Source organism: Actinosynnema pretiosum (genome assembly GCF_024171695.1).
Lineage (GTDB): Bacteria > Actinomycetota > Actinomycetes > Mycobacteriales > Pseudonocardiaceae > Actinosynnema > Actinosynnema pretiosum.
Genome location: NZ_JAMTCF010000019.1, coordinates 17,890 through 33,149 on the forward strand (window position 1 = coordinate 17,890; position 15,260 = coordinate 33,149).

Here is a 15,260-nt window from a genome sequence, read left to right on the forward strand (position 1 = left end):
CGTCATGGTCACTTGCCCCGGTTCTTCTCGGCCACGGTCTCGGCCAGCGCCTGGCTCTCGGTCAGCGCCTGCTCGACGGTGGTGGAGCCTGCGATCGCGGCGCTGATCTTCTGGGAGACCTGGGTGCCCAGGTCGGTGAACTCCGGGATGCCGACGAACTGGATGCCGGGGGCCGGGCGGGGCTGCACGCCGGGGTCGTTCGGCTTGGTGCCGGAGATGGCCGCCTCGACCTGCTTGGCGAAGGTGCCGCTGGCCTCCAGGTACTCGGGGCGCTCGTAGGTGGAGGAGCGCTTGCCGTCCGGGACGCGCGACCAGCCGAGGTTCTTGCCCGCGAGCTCCTCGTAGCCCTTGCCGGAGGCCCAGGAGATGAACTTCCAGGCGTTGTCGGCCTTCTTGCTGGCCTTCTGGATGCCGAACGCCCAGGTGTAGAGCCAGCCGGAGCTGTCGGTCTTGACCACGGGGGCCTGGGCGAAGCCGAGCTTGCCCTTGACCGGGGAGTCGGCGCCTTCGAGGAGACCGGCGGCGGAGGTCGCGTCGTACCACATGGCGACCTTGCCCTGGGTCATGTTGTTCAGGCACTCGGCGAAGCCCGCCTGCGGCGCGCCGTTCTCACCGTGGTCGCGGACCAGGTTGACGTAGAAGTCGGTGGCCTCCTTGAACTCCGGGGAGTTCACCTGGGCCTGCCAGTCCTCGGTGAACCAGGTGCCGCCGAAGGTGTTGACGACCGTGGTGAGCGGCGCCATCAGCTGGCCCCAGCCGGGCTGGCCGCGCAGGCAGATGCCCTTCATGCCGGGCTCGGCGCCGTCGACCTGGGCGGCGATGTCGGCGACCTGCTGCCAGGTGGGCTTCTCCGGCATGGTGATGCCCTTGGCGTCCATGATGTCCTTGCGGTACATCAGGAACGAGGACTCGCCGTAGAACGGCTGGGCGTAGACCTTGCCGTCGGCGGCGGTGAGCGACTGGCGCACCGACTCCAGGACGTCGTCCTGGGCGAAGCCGGAGTCCTTGGCGACGTACTCGTCGAGCGGGGTCAGCCAGTTGTTCTTGGCGTAGATCGGCGTCTCGTAGTTGGAGATCGTGGCGACGTCGTACTGCCCGGCCTGGCTGGAGAAGTCCTGGCTGATCTTGTCGCGGACGTCGTTCTCGGGCAGGACGGTGAAGTTCACCGTGATGCCCGTGTCCTTGGTGAAGTTGTCCGCGGTGAGCTTCTGGAGGTCTTCCATCTGCGGGTTGTTGACCATGAGAACGTTGATCGAGTTCTCGTTCCCGCCACCGCCGCCGCCCGCGCCTGCACAGGCAGCGGTGGCCATGAGCACGGCTGCGGCGAGTCCGCCGTATCGGAGTGACTTCATCGTCTCTTGCCTTCCTTAGGGCGTGCTTGAACAGAGGCCCCCTGCGGGCGGGGCCTGGTTCGGTGGCGGTTTCGTGTTGCGTTGTTCGGCTAGGCCCGGACGACCTTGGGGCCCAGCAGGGCGTACCGGTGCGCCTCACCCGAGGGGAGCACCGAGTCGGTCACGATCGCCTCCAGGTCGGCCACTGCGCCGAACCTGTGGAAGCTCGCCACGCCGAACTTCGTGTGGACGCCCACGAAGATGCGACGGCGGGCGGCTGCCAGCGCCTGCGACTTCACCGCCCCGACCGCGGGGTCGGGGGTGGTGAGCCCGTGCTCGCGGGAGATGCCGTTGGCCCCGATGTAGGCGAGGTCGATGACCATCTCCGAGAGCATCCTGGTCGCCCAGTGGTCCACCGTGGCCATGGTGCGGCCACGCACCCGGCCGCCCAGGAGCAGCACGGTGATGGTGGGCGACTCGGACAGCGCCGCCGCCGTGGGCAGCGACGCCGTGATGACCGTGAGGGGCCTGCCGGTCGGCAGGGCCTCCGCGACGAGCTGGGGGGTGTAGCCCTCGTCGACGAACACGGTCTCCGCGTCCCCCAGCCGCTCGGCGGCGAGCTGGGCGATGCGGCGCTTCTCCGGGACCATGGAGGCGGAGCGGAACTTCAGGCCCGTCTCGTAGCCCGCGCTCTCGACCGGGAAGGCGCCGCCGTGGGTACGGCGGACCAGCCCGTGCTCGTCGAGCAGTCGCAGGTCCCGGCGCACGGTCTCCTGCGCGACCTCCAGCTCGGCCGCGATCTCCGCGACGTCGACCCGGCCGTCGGCGCGGGCGCGAGCCAGGATGCGCCTCTTGCGCTCGTCAGCGCGCACTGGACACCTCCCACGTTGGATTGCCCACTCGGACCATGCAGCTGCCCGTTCGGGCCGCCCTAAAGGTGTAACACCCTCCGTAGGGGGTGGCCACCGTCACAGGGAAGTGAAGTTCGCCCGAGTTGGGTCCGGTTGTCGTACCCGAACGCACAGAAAATCGATTAACCCTGCCCGTTCGGTGGGTTAAGGATGCCCGAAATGGGTCCGTTCGGGAACACCCACCCGTTCGGGCTGTGGACATGGGCCTTGGTCGCACCGGGAGCGGGCCGGAGGTCCCGGTCTTCCCGCAGGAGGGGTGCCCGCTCGGTCACGGATTGGTCTCGACGGGTCGACCGAGGGTGAGAACGGGGGTGCGGGGAGGCGTGGGGAGGGCGGTTTGGTCGGGCATCGGGCAAGTGGGATCGGCCTCGGCGGGCGGGGAAGCGGGCGGGGTGGGGTGGAGATCGGGCAGCGCGGGGTGCGGATGTGCCCGAATCGGTTCAGAAGGATTTCCGGGTTAGTGGGGGTGGTGGGGGTGGGTACTTCGGGTGGTTCGGGCGGGGTCGCGGTCACGCAGGGTGGCGCTCGGCGGGGGCGGGCGGGCAGGGCGGCACGACGGGGTGAGGGATGGGCGGGGCGCGGAGTTGGCGGGGTGAGGGCTCGGCGGGGTGCAGGCGCTCGGCAGGGCGCAGGCTCGGCGAGCGGGCACTCGGCTGGACAGGCGGGCGGCGGGACCGGGTGGGCGGCGAGCGCGGCCGGGTTGCGGTTGGCGGCTGCGGACGAGGCGCACGGGCGGGTGTCACACAAGCGAGTGGCGGGTGAGTAGCGATTGGGCGCGAGCGGCGGTCGCGGCCGGGGAACACGAGCGACGGCTGCGGGCGGGCAACTGCGATCGGGCAACAGTGGCGGCGACCGCGGCCGGGCGGGGGCTGCGGGCGGGGGCTGGCTGCGGGCGGGTTGCGGTAATCGGGCAACGCGAGTGGGTCGCGGCGGCCGGACAACACTGGCGGGGCTGCGGCCGGGTGATCGCGCCGGGCAACGCCAGCGGCGGTTGCGGGCAGGTGATCGAGCCGGGCAACGCCGGCGGCGGCTGCGGGCGGGTTGCGGTGATCTGGGGCGCGGTGGTGTCCGGGGCCAGCGGTCAGACGTTCGTGCGGCAGGCGCGGGGCTGGGGGCGGTGTTGGCGCTCGGCGGCCAGTTCGATCGCGTCCAGCACGACCCGCCAGGCGGGCGCCACCCGGTCGACCAGGCCGGTCCTGAGGGCGGCTCGCGCGTCGACCGCCCGGCCGGTCAGCACCCGGCCGCCGCTGACGCCGACGACCACCGCCTCCTCCGCCAGCACCCGCGAGCCGCAGGCCGAGGCGAGTTCCCAGCCGCTGCCGCCCGCGTGGCCGTCGACGGCTGCGATCAGCGGCACCCCGGACGCGGCCAGCGACGCGCACACCCTGACCAGCAGCGCGCGCTGCGCGGCGACCTGGCGGCGCGGGGCCAGCGCCACCTCGCGCGGGCCCGAGGCGGGCAGGAAGCAGCCGTGCAGCACGCCCGCCCCGCGCGAGGCCACCACCGGCAGCACTTCCAGGAGCGGGCCCAGTTCGCACTCCAGCGGTCGGTCGGCGCGGACGACCGCGACCCCGTCTAGCACGTGGAGGGTGAGCACCATGAGGTACCGATCGTGACCGAGGACCACCTGAGTTGTCATGTTCGTCCCCCCGATCGTGTGAGGTCGGGGTACAAAAGCCGGGTGAAGAAGTGCGTGCTCACCGCGTTGGCACTGCTGCTGACCGTCGGTTGCGCCTCGCGGGTCGACGGGAACGCCGTCTCCGCGACGCCCACGTCGACGGCCGCATCGAGCGCGAGCGGTCAGCCGCCCGCGTCCTCGACCGGGCGGATGCCGCTGGAGATGGTCAAGTGGGTGGACCGCTTCTGCGGGGTCGCCAAGTACCTGATCGCCTCGGGCAGCGTCGGGTCCACCGAGGCCCCGTCCGGGACGCCCGCGGAGATGAAGGCGAGCATCAGCGGGTCGCTGGGCAGGCTGGGCGGCGTGCTGGAGGTGGCGGTGCACGACTACGAGCAGCTGCTGCCCGCGCCGAACGCCGGGACGCAGCAGGCGGTGGAGGTCGTGCTCAAGCCGCTCAAGGAGGCCAGGGACGAGATCGTCGGGGCGAAGAAGCGGCTGGACGAGGCGCCCGAGCTGACCGCCGAGCTGATGACCGACGTGATCGGGACGATGTCCGGGGCGGTGTCGACGATGGTCCAGGCCGTCGAGAAGATCAACCTGACCTCGCTGCCCTCGGACTACCAGGAAGCCGCCGAGCAGGCCGAGAACTGCAAGTAGCGCCGCTCCCCCACCAGGGGTTTCCCGCAAAACTGCGGCTTGCTCACCCTCACGGGAGGAAAGTGGGGGCGCGGCCCCCATGTGGGGGACCACGACGGTGTGCGACGTTGACCGCGTGCCACCCTCAGCAATCCGCCGCTCCCCCACCACCGCCTGGTGGGCCGCCGGGGTGCGGGCCGTCCACCGGGACCAGCAGGTCTCGCACGGCAGGCCCGCGTGGGCCGCGTTCACCGAGCGGGCCTGCGCGCACGTGCCGCCCGGCCGGTTCCCCGGTGGCACCTGGGAGGAGGGTTTCGCGTTCGCGCTGCGCCCCCTGGTGCGCGCCGCGACCGCGCGGGACCGGCGGTTCCGCGACGACTTCGCCCGCGACCTCGGCCTGCGCCTGGCCCGCACCGCCGCCCGCACCCTCGTGGTGGAGCTGCACCGGTGGCGCGCCGACGGGCGGCTGCGGGGGCTGACCTCGCGGGACCGGTTCGCCTCGTTCGTGGAGGACCTGAGGCCCGCCCGGCTGTTCGCCGAGTACCCGGTGCTGGCCAGGCTGCTCGGCCAGACCTGCCTCCAGGCCGTGCGCGCCCACCGCGAGGTGCTCGACCACCTCGCCGACGACCGGGTCGCGCTCGTCGCGGCCCTCATGGACGGCCGCGACCCCGGACCGCTCGTCGGCGTGTCCACCAGCGGCGACCGGCACGGCGGCGGGCGCGCGGTGGCGGTGCTGACGTTCGCCGACGGGCGCAAGGTCGTGCACCGGCCCCGCCCCGTCGAGCAGCACGCGCTGTTCGCCGACCTGCTCGCCTGGTACGGCGGGCGCACCGGCCTGGACCTGCGCGTGCCGCCCGTGCTGGTGCGGCCCGGTTACGGCTGGGTCGCCTTCACCGAGGGCGCGCCGTGCGCCGACGTGACCGACCTCGACCGGTTCTACCACCGCCTCGGCGGGCTGCTGGCGCTGCTGCACGCCGTCGACGCGACGGACGCGCACTACGAGAACCTGATCGCGTGCGGGGACCAGCCGGTGCTCGTGGACGTGGAGACGCTGTTCCAGCCGACCACCGGCGTGCCCGCCGACCCGGCCGCGCAGGCGCTGGCCCGGTCGGTGCAGCGCACGGCGGTGCTGCCGAGCGTGCTGCTCGGCGAGCACGGGGTGCAGGACGTGGGCGGGGTCGGCGGGGACGCCGGGGACCACCCCGGCGACGGGGTGCGGTGGGTGGACGCCGGGACGGACCGGATGCGGCTGGCGCGCGGGCCGGTGCCGGTGGCGGTGGCGGGGAACCGGCCGGTGCTGGACGGGCGGCCCGCCGAACCCGCCGAGCACACCGCGGCGCTGCTGACCGGGTTCAGGCTGGGGTACGACGCGCTGTGCTCGTGGCGGGAGGAGCTGCTGGAGCGGGTGCGGGGGTTCGCGGGGGCTCCGGTGCGGTACGTGCCCCGGTCGACGCGGGTGTACGCGGAGCTGCTGGACGAGTCGACCCACCCGGACGCGCTGCGCCGGGCGCCCGAGCGGGACCTGGCGCTGGAGCTGCTGCGGGAGGAGTCCGGCGACGACCGGGCCCTGCGGGCGCTGGTGCCGCACGAGGTGGCCGACCTGTGGGCGGGCGACGTGCCGCTGTTCACCACCCGGCCGGAGTCGGTGGACGTGTGGACGTCGGTGGGCGAGCGGTTGGCCGGGGTGCTGGACGAGCCGGTGCTGGCGGCGGTGGAGCGGAAGATCGCCGGGCTGGACGAGGTGGACCGGCACGACCAGGAGTGGGTGATCGCGGCGGCGCTGGCCTGCCGACCGGCGGAGGTGGCGCACCGGACGGGCGGGGTGCTGCGGTCCCCGGTGGGGAGCGCGGTGCCGGACCCCCGGCGGTTGCTGGTGGCGGCGTGCGGGGTGGCGGACGAGGTGCTGGCGCGGAGCCGGGTGGGGGGCGCCGGGTTCGGCGGGGGCCGGGTCAACTGGATCGGGTTGGAGCTGGTCGAGGACCGGCACTGGGCGGTCGCGCCGATGGGGGCCGGGCTGTCGAACGGGTACACCGGGGTGGCGCTGTTCCTGGCGCAGGTCGGGGCGCTGACCGGGGCGTCCCGGTACACCGGGCCCGCGCGGGAGGCGCTGGCGCCGGTGCCGGGGTTGCTCGCCCGGTTCGAGGAGGACCCGGAGCTGGCGCTGGCGGTCGGGGTCGGCGGGTTCCACGGGATGGGCGGGATCTGCTACGCCCTGGCCCGCGTCGGCAGGCTGCTCGGGGACGACGTGGAGATCGCGGGGTGGCTCGCCTCGGCGGTGCGGGTGCTGGGGATCGCGGCCGGGGTCGAGCCCTGGGAGGTCGAGCGCGCGAACGGGCTCGGCAGGGGCGGTCGCGGGGCTCGCGGGGCTCGGGGCGGGGTGGCCGGTGGTCGGGGTTCGGCGGTGGGGCCGGGTGGTCTCGGCGGCCGGGTCACCGCCGGTGGTGGTCCCGTGGTCGGCGCTTCCGGGTTCGCGGGGGCCTCGGGTTTCGCCGGTGGTCCGGTGGCCGCGCGCGGGTCCTGGGGGTCGGTGGTCGTCGGCGGTGGGGACGCCGGGGTCGTCGAGGGGTGGGCCGGTGGGGTGGCGGCGCTGGTCGCGGTCGCCGAGGTGGCCGGTGGGGCGGTGGGCGCGGAGGCGTTGCGGTTGGCGCGGGTGCTGGCCGAGCGGTTGCTGGCGGTGGACGTGCGCGGGGACGGGTTCGCGCGGGGGCGGGCCGGGGTCGGGTGGGCGCTGCTGCGGTTCGCCCGCGCGACCGGGGACGAGCGGTGCGCGGTCGCGGGGCGGGCGTTCCTGCGGGCGGACCGGGCGCTGCGGCAGCGGTTGGTGGACGTGCGCGAGGCCGACCACAGCTGGTGCTCGGGGTTGGCCGGGGCGCTGCTCGCGCACACCGGGCAGGTCGGGCAGGCGGTGGACGCGCACACGCTGCACGTCGACCGGTGCCTGAACGCGCTGGCGGTGCACGAGCCGCTGCGCGACCTGAGCCTGTGCCACGGTGAGCTGGGCGCGGTGGAGGCGGTGGCGGTGCTGGCGGAACGCGGCCACGACCGCGCCGAGGCCACCCGCACCCGGCGGGCCGGGGTGCTGCTCGGGGCGCTGGAGCAGGGGGGCGCGCGGTGCGGGACGCCGGGCGGGGTGCCGTCGGCCGGGTTGCTGACCGGGCTGGCGGGGATCGGGTACGGGCTGCTGCGCTTGGGCTTCCCGACGAGCGTGCCGTCCGCGCTGCTGCTGGAGAACCGATGACGGACGGGTGTCCCGGCGGGGTGCCGGGGTGGACCAGGACTGAGGAGAGCCGATGAACGAGGCCAGGGCTGGAGTCAGGGCTGCGGGCCGTGCTGGGAGCTCGGCCGGGGTTGGGGGCGGGGGCGGGGGCGGGGGCAGGGCCACCGCAGGCGCCGGGAGCGCGACCGGGGCTGTCCGGGCTGCGGGCGCTGCCGGGAGCGCGGCTGGGGCTGGGGGCGCGGCTGGGGCTGGGGCTGGGGCTGGGCTCAGGCCCGCGAACGGCTCCGGGAGCGCGACCGGGTCAGGGCTCGGGGCTCGGGGCGGGTCGGCGGTGGACGAGGACCCGGCGGGCCGGATGCTGTTGCGCCGCAGGGCGGGTGCCGGTGCGCGGGCACGGGCGCTGGCGGGCCTGACCCTGGCCGTGGGCGGCGCGGCGGTGGTCGCGGCGGGCCTGCTCGACACGACGGTGAGCGCACCGGGAATGCAGTAACCCCGGCCCCCGGCCCACTGGCGGCGATCCCTTGCCGCACAAGGTGTTTCCGACGGCTTTCCGGTCGGGGAAACGCCCGGCGAGCGCCTGGGGAAAGCGCTTGCCCACCAGACCGCTCCGCCTCCGCCACCCCGACTGGCGAAGGCGGAGCCCCAACGCCCGGTGCCCCCGACAGGACCTGCCCAGCGAAGCGGGTCCAGCGGCACCACCACGGCGCGCACCCCGCCGGGTGAACCGGAGGCAGGCGACGCGCGGGACCGGTGTGGAGGCCACCGGTCCACCACCCGACCGGTGCCGGTCGGGCGGCGAGGTGGGGCCGCGTCGGGCGGCGGCGCCGGGACGTCCACGCGGGACGGGCACGGGACGCGGCCCGTTCCGCGGGACAGGCGTGACGCGCGGGGACGAGCCGACGGCCGTCCCCGCGCGGCGTTGAACCGGGTGGTCGCGCGGCACGGCGCTGGCCGCTCGGGTGGCAGGCGCGGGCGGTGGCGGGAACGGGCGCGGGCGGACGCGGGCGGACGCGGGATGGATAAAGAGCGGCGCGGGAGTTGGGGGACGAGCGCGGGCGGGAACGGAGGGTTGGGGCTGGGGCGGCCATGAGTGAACGGACCGTTCACTCTCCTTGTGCAGACACCCCCGCGCGGAGAACTAGGCAGGGAAGCGAGCTCGGAGCCGGGGCGGTACGGAGCGATGCTGTGCGCGAGTGAACGGACCGTTCACCGACTGGACGCAGACGCCCACCTGGAGCAAGGCAGGGAAACGAGCGCGGATTCGGGAGCAGTGCGTGAACGAACGGACCGTTCACCAGCCGCACGTAGGCACCCGCGTTGAGGTGGGACAGGAACATCCGTCCAGGGCCAGGTCGGGTCGGGGCCAGGTCGGATCGGGGCGGGTCGAGGCGGGTCGAGGCGGGGCGGGTCGAGGCCAGGTTGGGCCAGGCCAGCTCCAATCCCAAGTCGGGGTCGGGGCACGAGTGAACGGACCGTTCAACGGACCAGCAAAGCAAGGTGCGGCGAATGAAGCCGGATGAAGCGCCTTAAGGGCGACACAAAAGCCACGGGTGCAGCTCCCCCGACAACCAGCACCCGTCACCCCCCGCCACCACCCCCATCACCCCTCCCCCACCCAGCTCACCCCGTTCGCATCCCCCCGCCCCCCCAACCGGCCCAAGCCACCCCCCGCCTCCCCCCGCACCCCCTTTCACCCGACGCCGTTCCCCCTCCCACCTGGCTATGGTCACCTCATGCAGACCCGCGCGCCGGTGGTGATCGGGCGCGGTGAGGAGCTCTCCGCGTTGGAGCGGGCGTTGGGCGGCGCCCTGGCCGGGGACGGGGGTGCGCTGTTCCTCGTCGGCGAGGCTGGCATCGGGAAGAGCCGCCTGGCCAGGGTCGCCTCCGGCAGCGCGTTCGACCTCGGGATGCGGGTGCTGCGCGGGCGGGGCAGCACGATCGGGCCGCTGGTGCCCTTCCGGGCCTTGACCGAGGCGCTCATGTCGCTGCTGCGCGGCGGGGACGGGCCCGACCCCGCGCTGCTCGGGCCCTACCAGGGCGCGCTCGGGCGGTTGGTGCCCGAGTGGGCCGGGGAGTCCGACGAGGGGCGGTCGCTGGTCGTGCTGGCCGAGGCGGTGCTGCGGTTGCTCGCCGTCGCCGGGCGGAGCAGGGCCTGCCTGCTGGTGCTCGAGGACCTGCACGACGCGGACGCCGAGACGCTCGCCGTCGTCGACTACCTGGTCGACAACCTGGCCGGGTCGCCGGTGCTGCTGCTCGTCACCGCGCGGCCCGAGCCCAGTCCCGCACTGGACGTGCTGCGGCTCGCCGCGCAGCGCGGGGCCGGGGAGCTGCTCGAACCCCGCCGGTTGACCGAGCCGCAAGTTCGGGAGATGGCGGCCTCCTGCCTGGAGACCTCGCCCGACCGGCTGCCCGACGAGGTCGCCAAGCGGCTGTGGAACGACAGCGCGGGCATCCCGTTCGTGGTCGAGGAGATGCTGCACGGCATGGTCAGCGGTGGGCTGCTGGTGCCGGGCTCCGACGGGTGGCGGGTGGTCGGGGAGCTGCGGATCGGGGTGCCCACCGCCCTCGTCCGGGCTATCGCGCACCGCACCGACCGGCTCGGGCCGCGCGGGCGGGAGCTGCTGTCCGCAGCCGCCGTCCTCGGGCACCGGTTCTCGCTGACGGTCCTGCGCCGCATCACCGGACTCGACGACCGGGCGCTGCTCGGGCACCTGCACGCCGGGGTCGCCGCGCAGCTGGTCACGCCGGACGAGCCCGCGCCCGACTGGTACGCCTTCCGGCACCCGCTCACCGCCGAGGCCCTGCTCGCCCGGCTGGCCCCCGCCGAGCGGGCCGAGCTGTCGCGGCGGGCCGCCGACGCCGTCGAGGCGCTGCACCCCGGCCTGCCCGGCGAGTGGTGCCCGCTGGTGGCCTCGCTGCGCCTGGACGCCGGTGACCGGGCCCGCGCGGGCGCGCTGCTGGCCGAGGCGGGCAGGCGGGCGCTCGCGGACGGGGCGGTCGGGTCGGCGGTCCGGCTGCTGGACCACGCGCACCGGCTGCTGTCCGGGCCGCTGGACGCCGAGGTGCGCGCGGACGTGCTGGAGTCGCTGCTGCCCGCGCTCGGCGAGGCCGGGCAGTTCGAGCGGGCGTTCGCGCTGGTCGGGCCGCTGGCCGAGCTGGGGCCCCGGTTGGACCGGGTGCGCTGGGCGCGGCTGTGCACGCGGCTCGCGCGGGTGGCCTACCTGGCCGGGCGGTGGGAGCTGGGGAACGCGCAGGTCGACGAGGCGCGCGCGCTGCTCGGCGCGGACGGCCCGGTCGCCGAGGTGGCGCTGGTGGACTCGGTGGCGGCGTCGCTGGCGCTCCAGTCGCCGGGCCCGGACCGGGTGGAGCGGGCGCGGGAGCTGGCGCTGCGGGCCGCCGAGCGCAGCCCGGACCCGGTGGTGCGCTGCGAGGCCAGGCAGCTGCTGGGCATCCTGGCGCGCGAGCGGGACGTCGACGAGGCGACCGACCACTTCGTGACGGCCCAGCGCATCGCCGAGGAGCACCGGCTGCCGGTGCAGCGCAGCTACGCGGTGGTGCGGCGGGCGGGACTGGCCTGGCTCGCGGACGCCGCGACCGGCGGGCTGCTCAGGGCGCGGGCGGAGGCGCTCGGCGTCGGGGCGATCTTCGTGGCGTGCAACGTGGACGCGATCCTGGCGCTGGACGCGGTGCTGCGCGGCCGGTACGCCGAGGCGGACGAGCTGGTGGAGCGGTGCGCGGAGGACACCGCGCGGTTCCAGCTGCTGGGGATCTCGGGCTACGTGCTGATGACGCGGGCCACGGCCGCCGCGCACCGGGGGCGGCGGGCGGAGATGGTGGCGGCGCTGGAGCGGTTCGACGCGGTGGGCGGGGCGGGGGCGCAGGAGCGACCGCTGTGCTTCGGGCTGGCCAGGGCGTTCTGCGCGCTGCTGGAGGAGGACCGGGGGCTGGCGGCGCGGGAGCTGGCGGTGGCCGAGGAGCTGGAGCTGGCCAGCCCGTCCACGTTCCACCTGTCCGGCACGCACGGGCTGCGGCTGCTGCTGGGGGCGCTGGACGGGGGCGTGGACCTGGCCGGGTGCGCCGGGGTGGTCGGGGGCGCGGTCGGCGGGATGCGGTGGAACCGGGTGTTCGGCGGGTACGCGCTGGCGGTGCTGCTCGGGCGGGCCGGGCGCGGGGACGAGGCGCTGGCGGCGTTCGCGTCGGCCCGCGCGGCCGGGGAGGTGTTCCCGCTGGCGGACGGGCTGGGGCTGCGGCTGGCGGCGGAGGCGGCGGTGCGGGACGGCTGGGGTGCGCCGGTCGGGTGGTTGCGGGAGGCGGAGGAGCGGTTCCACGGGGCCGGGGCGTCGGCGGTGGCCAGCGCGTGCCGGGGGCTGCTGCGGGCGGCCGGTGCGCCGGTGCAGCAGCGGCGCAGCGGCAGCGACCTGGTGCCCGGCGAGCTGCGGGCGCTGGGGGTGACGGTGCGCGAGTTCGAGGTGTTCCGGCTGGTCGGGGTGCGGTTGGGGAACAAGGCGATCGCGCACCGGCTGCACATCTCGCCCCGGACGGTGGAGAAGCACGTGGCGAGCCTGCTCAGCAAGACCGGGCGGGGCGACCGGGAGGGGCTGAGCAGCTTCGCGGCCGGGCTGGGCGGCTGACCGGGCGCCGGACGGGCGGCTGTTCCGGCGGCCGGGCGACGGCCGGGCGGGCGACGGGGCGGACGACCGGGCGAACGGCCGCGGTGACCGTGGGTGACCAGCGTGTTCCGCGCCGGGGAACGGGGGCGCTGGGCGGCTCCGGGGTGGGTTACCTTCTGGCTCATGTCACGAGTGCTGTCGGTCAACACCGGGGTCAGGGTCCCGTTCGAGGGCGTGCGGATCGGGGAGTCCGCGATCGGCAAGCGGCCCGTCGACGGGGCCGTGGCGCTGGACGTGCCTGGCTCCGGGATGAGCGGCGTGTCCGGGGACGAGATCGCCGACAGGGCCAACCACGGCGGCCCCGACCAGGCCGTCTACGCCTACGCCCGCGAGGAGCTGGCGGTGTGGGAGGCGGAGCTGGGGCGCGAGCTGCCCGCCGGGCTGTTCGGGGAGAACCTGACCACCGAGGGCGTCGCGGTCTCGGACGCCGTGGTGGGCGAGCGGTGGCGGGTGGGGACGGCGCTGCTGGAGGTCACCGCGCCGCGCATCCCCTGCCGGACGTTCGCGCTGGTGCTGGACGAGCCGCAGTGGGTCAAGCGGTTCACCGCCCGCGCGCTGCCGGGGGCCTACTTCCGGGTGCTGGAGCCGGGTTCGGTGCGCGCCGGGGACGGCATCGAGGTGGTGGAGCGGCCGGGGCACGGGATCACGGCGGCGGTGGTGTTCCGGGCCTTGCAGCTGGAGCCCGAGCTGCTGCCCTCGCTGGTCGGCGTCGCCGGGCTGTCCGAGGAGGTCAGGGAGAAGGTCGCCAAGCGCACCGCGCGGGCGAGCCGCTGACGCGGGCGGCGGTCCGGGGACCGCCGCCCGCGTCGGAGCCGCTCAGGCGAGGGCGGTCAGCGCGTCGAACTCCGCGTCGGTGAGGCGGATGTCCGAAGCGGCGGTGTTCTCCTCCAGGTGCGCCACCGAGGACGTGCCGGGGATCGGCAGCACCACCGGGGAGCGGCGCAGCAGCCAGGCGAGCGCGAGCTGCGCGGGCGTCGCGCCGTGGTCCTTGGCGGCCTGGTCGAGCACGCCGCCGGGACGGGCCAGCTCGCCGGTCGCGACCGGGAACCACGGGATGAACGCGATGCCGTGCTCGGTGCAGTGGTCCAGCACGGCCTCGTGGTGCCGGGTGGCCAGGTTGTAGAGGTTCTGCACGCTCACGATCTCGGCCACCTGCTGCGCCTTCTGCAGCGTGGGGACGTCCACCTCGGACAGACCGATGTGCCGGATCTTGCCCTCCTGCTGCAACGCCCGCAGCTCGCCGACCTGGTCCTCCAGCGGCACCTCGGAGTCGACCCGGTGCAGCTGGTACAGGTCGATCCGCTCGACGCCGAGCCTGCGCAGGCTGCCCTCCAGGGCGTGCCGCAGGTAGGCGGGCTTGCCCAGCACCGGCCACACGTCCGGCCCGGTGCGCAGCAGGCCGCCCTTGGTGGCGACGACCAGGTCCTCGCGGTACGGGTGCAGCGCCTCGCGGATCAGCTCCTCGCTGACGTGCGGGCCGTACGAGTCCGCCGTGTCGATGAAGTTGATCCCCAGCTCGACCGCGCGCTTGAGCACCGCGATCGCGCCGTCGTGGTCGGCCGGTGGGCCCCAGATGCCCTTGCCGGTGATGCGCATCGCGCCGTAGCCGAGCCGCTTGACGGGCAGGTCTCCACCGAGCAGGAAAGTGTCGGACACGCTTTTCCTCGATCCTCCGTCGCTGTGCTGTACCTCCCCCGGACAACCCCGCGCGCGCCCGCCGTGTTCCCGCGAGCCCCGCGCCCCCGCGAACGGGGGTCCCGCAGTGCCGTCCGCGCGGACCCCCCGGAACCGGCCCCGGTGTTCCTAGGGTGGACGGGCCCTGCACAGTACCGATGAGGAGATCAACGGCGATGAAGCGCTTGATCACGGCGGTGGTGCTGCTCCTGCTGGTGGCCGTCCCCCTGCCCGCGTCCGCCGCCACGGCGACCGGTGCGACGGCCGTCGGCGTGCACAACTCCTACGAGAAGGGCACGGCCCCCTACCTGGTGGACGTGCTCGACAAGCGTCCCGGCCTGGTGGAGATCGACGTCTGGACGAACTTCCTGTTCACCGGCGACTTCAAGGTCAGCCACGACCCCGGCAGCAACAACAACTGCGCCAACGCCTCGACCTACGAGCAGCTGCGGACCGGCGCGCGCGACCAGAACCTCGCGATGTGCCTGCGCAACGTGCGGCTGTGGCACGACCGCAACCCGAACCACCCGCCGGTGGTGCTGAAGCTGGAGTTCAAGAACGGCTTCGACGGCCGGGGCGGTTTCGGCGCGCCCCAATTCGACCAGGTCGTCGCGAACAACCTGGGCCGGGACGTGGTGTTCGGGCCGTCCGACCTGAAGGGCTCGCACGCCACGCTGGACGCGGCGGCGCGGGCGGGCGCGTGGCCGTCGCGGTCGGCGCTGGCCGGGAAGTTCGTGCTGCTGGCCGAGACCGGCACGTTCGAGGCGGGCAACCCGTTCGACACCTACCACACCGACCTGGAGGTGGCGGACCACCTGATCTCGGCGAACGCGGCCGGGACGCTCGGCTCGACCACGGTGTTCCCGGCGATCAACGGCGCCTCGCAGGCGGATCCGCGCACGGGCGCGCGCGGTGGCGCCAGGGCCCCGTGGTTCGTGGCGTTCGACGGGAGCGCGAGCGCGTACGCGAGCTACCCCGGCGACTCGTACCTGGGCGGGCACTACCTGGTGGTCATGACGGACGCGCACTCGGTGGCCCCGGCGATCGACAGCCGGACGCCGTCGGTCGCGGACGCGCAGGCCAGGGTGCGGCTGCTGGCGGGCAAGGGCGCGACGATCGTGTCGAGCGACTGGGTCGACCCGGCGGTGGTCGGGTACTCGGTCTAGCGACGGGTGCTCGCGGCGCGGGGGACGTCCCCCACGC

Annotated in this window: 10 protein-coding genes; 6 read left to right on the forward strand and 4 right to left on the reverse strand. The window is 74.9% G+C overall.

What is annotated here, in order from left to right:
* Positions 1–8 precede the first annotated feature (8 nt).
* From LV78_RS31655 to LV78_RS31665, 3 genes are all read right to left on the reverse strand, one after another.
* Entirely contained in the window at positions 9–1,352 is a 1,344-nt protein-coding gene (locus tag LV78_RS31655) for an ABC transporter substrate-binding protein (RefSeq protein ID WP_253849693.1), read from the reverse strand.
* 89 nt (positions 1,353–1,441) lie between these two features.
* Positions 1,442–2,203, reverse strand: coding sequence for a DeoR/GlpR family DNA-binding transcription regulator (locus tag LV78_RS31660; protein ID WP_015804016.1), 762 nt, complete (start codon positions 2,201–2,203; stop codon positions 1,442–1,444).
* 1,120 nt (positions 2,204–3,323) lie between these two features.
* The gene (locus tag LV78_RS31665) at positions 3,324–3,881 is read right to left on the reverse strand and encodes a Clp protease/crotonase-like domain-containing protein (protein ID WP_253849694.1); all 558 of its coding nucleotides are present in this window, start codon (positions 3,879–3,881) and stop codon (positions 3,324–3,326) included.
* Between the two features lie 42 nt (positions 3,882–3,923).
* On the opposite strand from LV78_RS31665, the gene LV78_RS31670 reads away from it, so the two are divergent.
* The 5 genes from LV78_RS31670 (at position 3,924) to LV78_RS31695 (ending at position 13,157) form a co-directional block, all read left to right on the forward strand.
* Positions 3,924–4,517, forward strand: a complete 594-nt coding sequence (locus tag LV78_RS31670) for a hypothetical protein (RefSeq protein ID WP_253849695.1) — start codon at positions 3,924–3,926, stop codon at positions 4,515–4,517.
* Between the two features lie 115 nt (positions 4,518–4,632).
* Positions 4,633–7,734, forward strand: a complete 3,102-nt coding sequence (locus tag LV78_RS31675; RefSeq protein WP_308208779.1) for a type 2 lanthipeptide synthetase LanM family protein — start codon at positions 4,633–4,635, stop codon at positions 7,732–7,734.
* 310 nt (positions 7,735–8,044) lie between these two features.
* Complete coding sequence (locus LV78_RS31685) at positions 8,045–8,203, forward strand: hypothetical protein (RefSeq protein WP_253849697.1); 159 nt, start codon at positions 8,045–8,047, stop codon at positions 8,201–8,203.
* A 1,243-nt stretch (positions 8,204–9,446) separates the two neighbouring features.
* Positions 9,447–12,344 carry an ATP-binding protein gene (locus tag LV78_RS31690; RefSeq protein ID WP_301307728.1) on the forward strand — a complete coding sequence of 966 codons (2,898 nt, stop codon included), beginning with the start codon at positions 9,447–9,449 and terminating at the stop codon, positions 12,342–12,344.
* A gap of 162 nt (positions 12,345–12,506) precedes the next feature.
* Complete coding sequence (locus LV78_RS31695) at positions 12,507–13,157, forward strand: MOSC domain-containing protein (RefSeq protein WP_253849698.1); 651 nt, start codon at positions 12,507–12,509, stop codon at positions 13,155–13,157.
* A gap of 42 nt (positions 13,158–13,199) precedes the next feature.
* Here LV78_RS31695 and LV78_RS31700 read toward each other — a convergent pair whose 3' ends face one another.
* Positions 13,200–14,039: an aldo/keto reductase gene (locus tag LV78_RS31700; RefSeq protein WP_253849699.1), complete on the reverse strand. Its 840-nt coding sequence runs from the start codon at positions 14,037–14,039 to the stop codon at positions 13,200–13,202.
* A gap of 194 nt (positions 14,040–14,233) precedes the next feature.
* Here LV78_RS31700 and LV78_RS31705 point away from each other — a divergent pair, with 194 nt between their 5' ends.
* The gene (locus LV78_RS31705) at positions 14,234–15,223 is read left to right on the forward strand and encodes a phosphatidylinositol-specific phospholipase C domain-containing protein (protein ID WP_253849700.1); all 990 of its coding nucleotides are present in this window, start codon (positions 14,234–14,236) and stop codon (positions 15,221–15,223) included.
* The last annotated feature ends 37 nt before the right edge of the window (positions 15,224–15,260 follow it).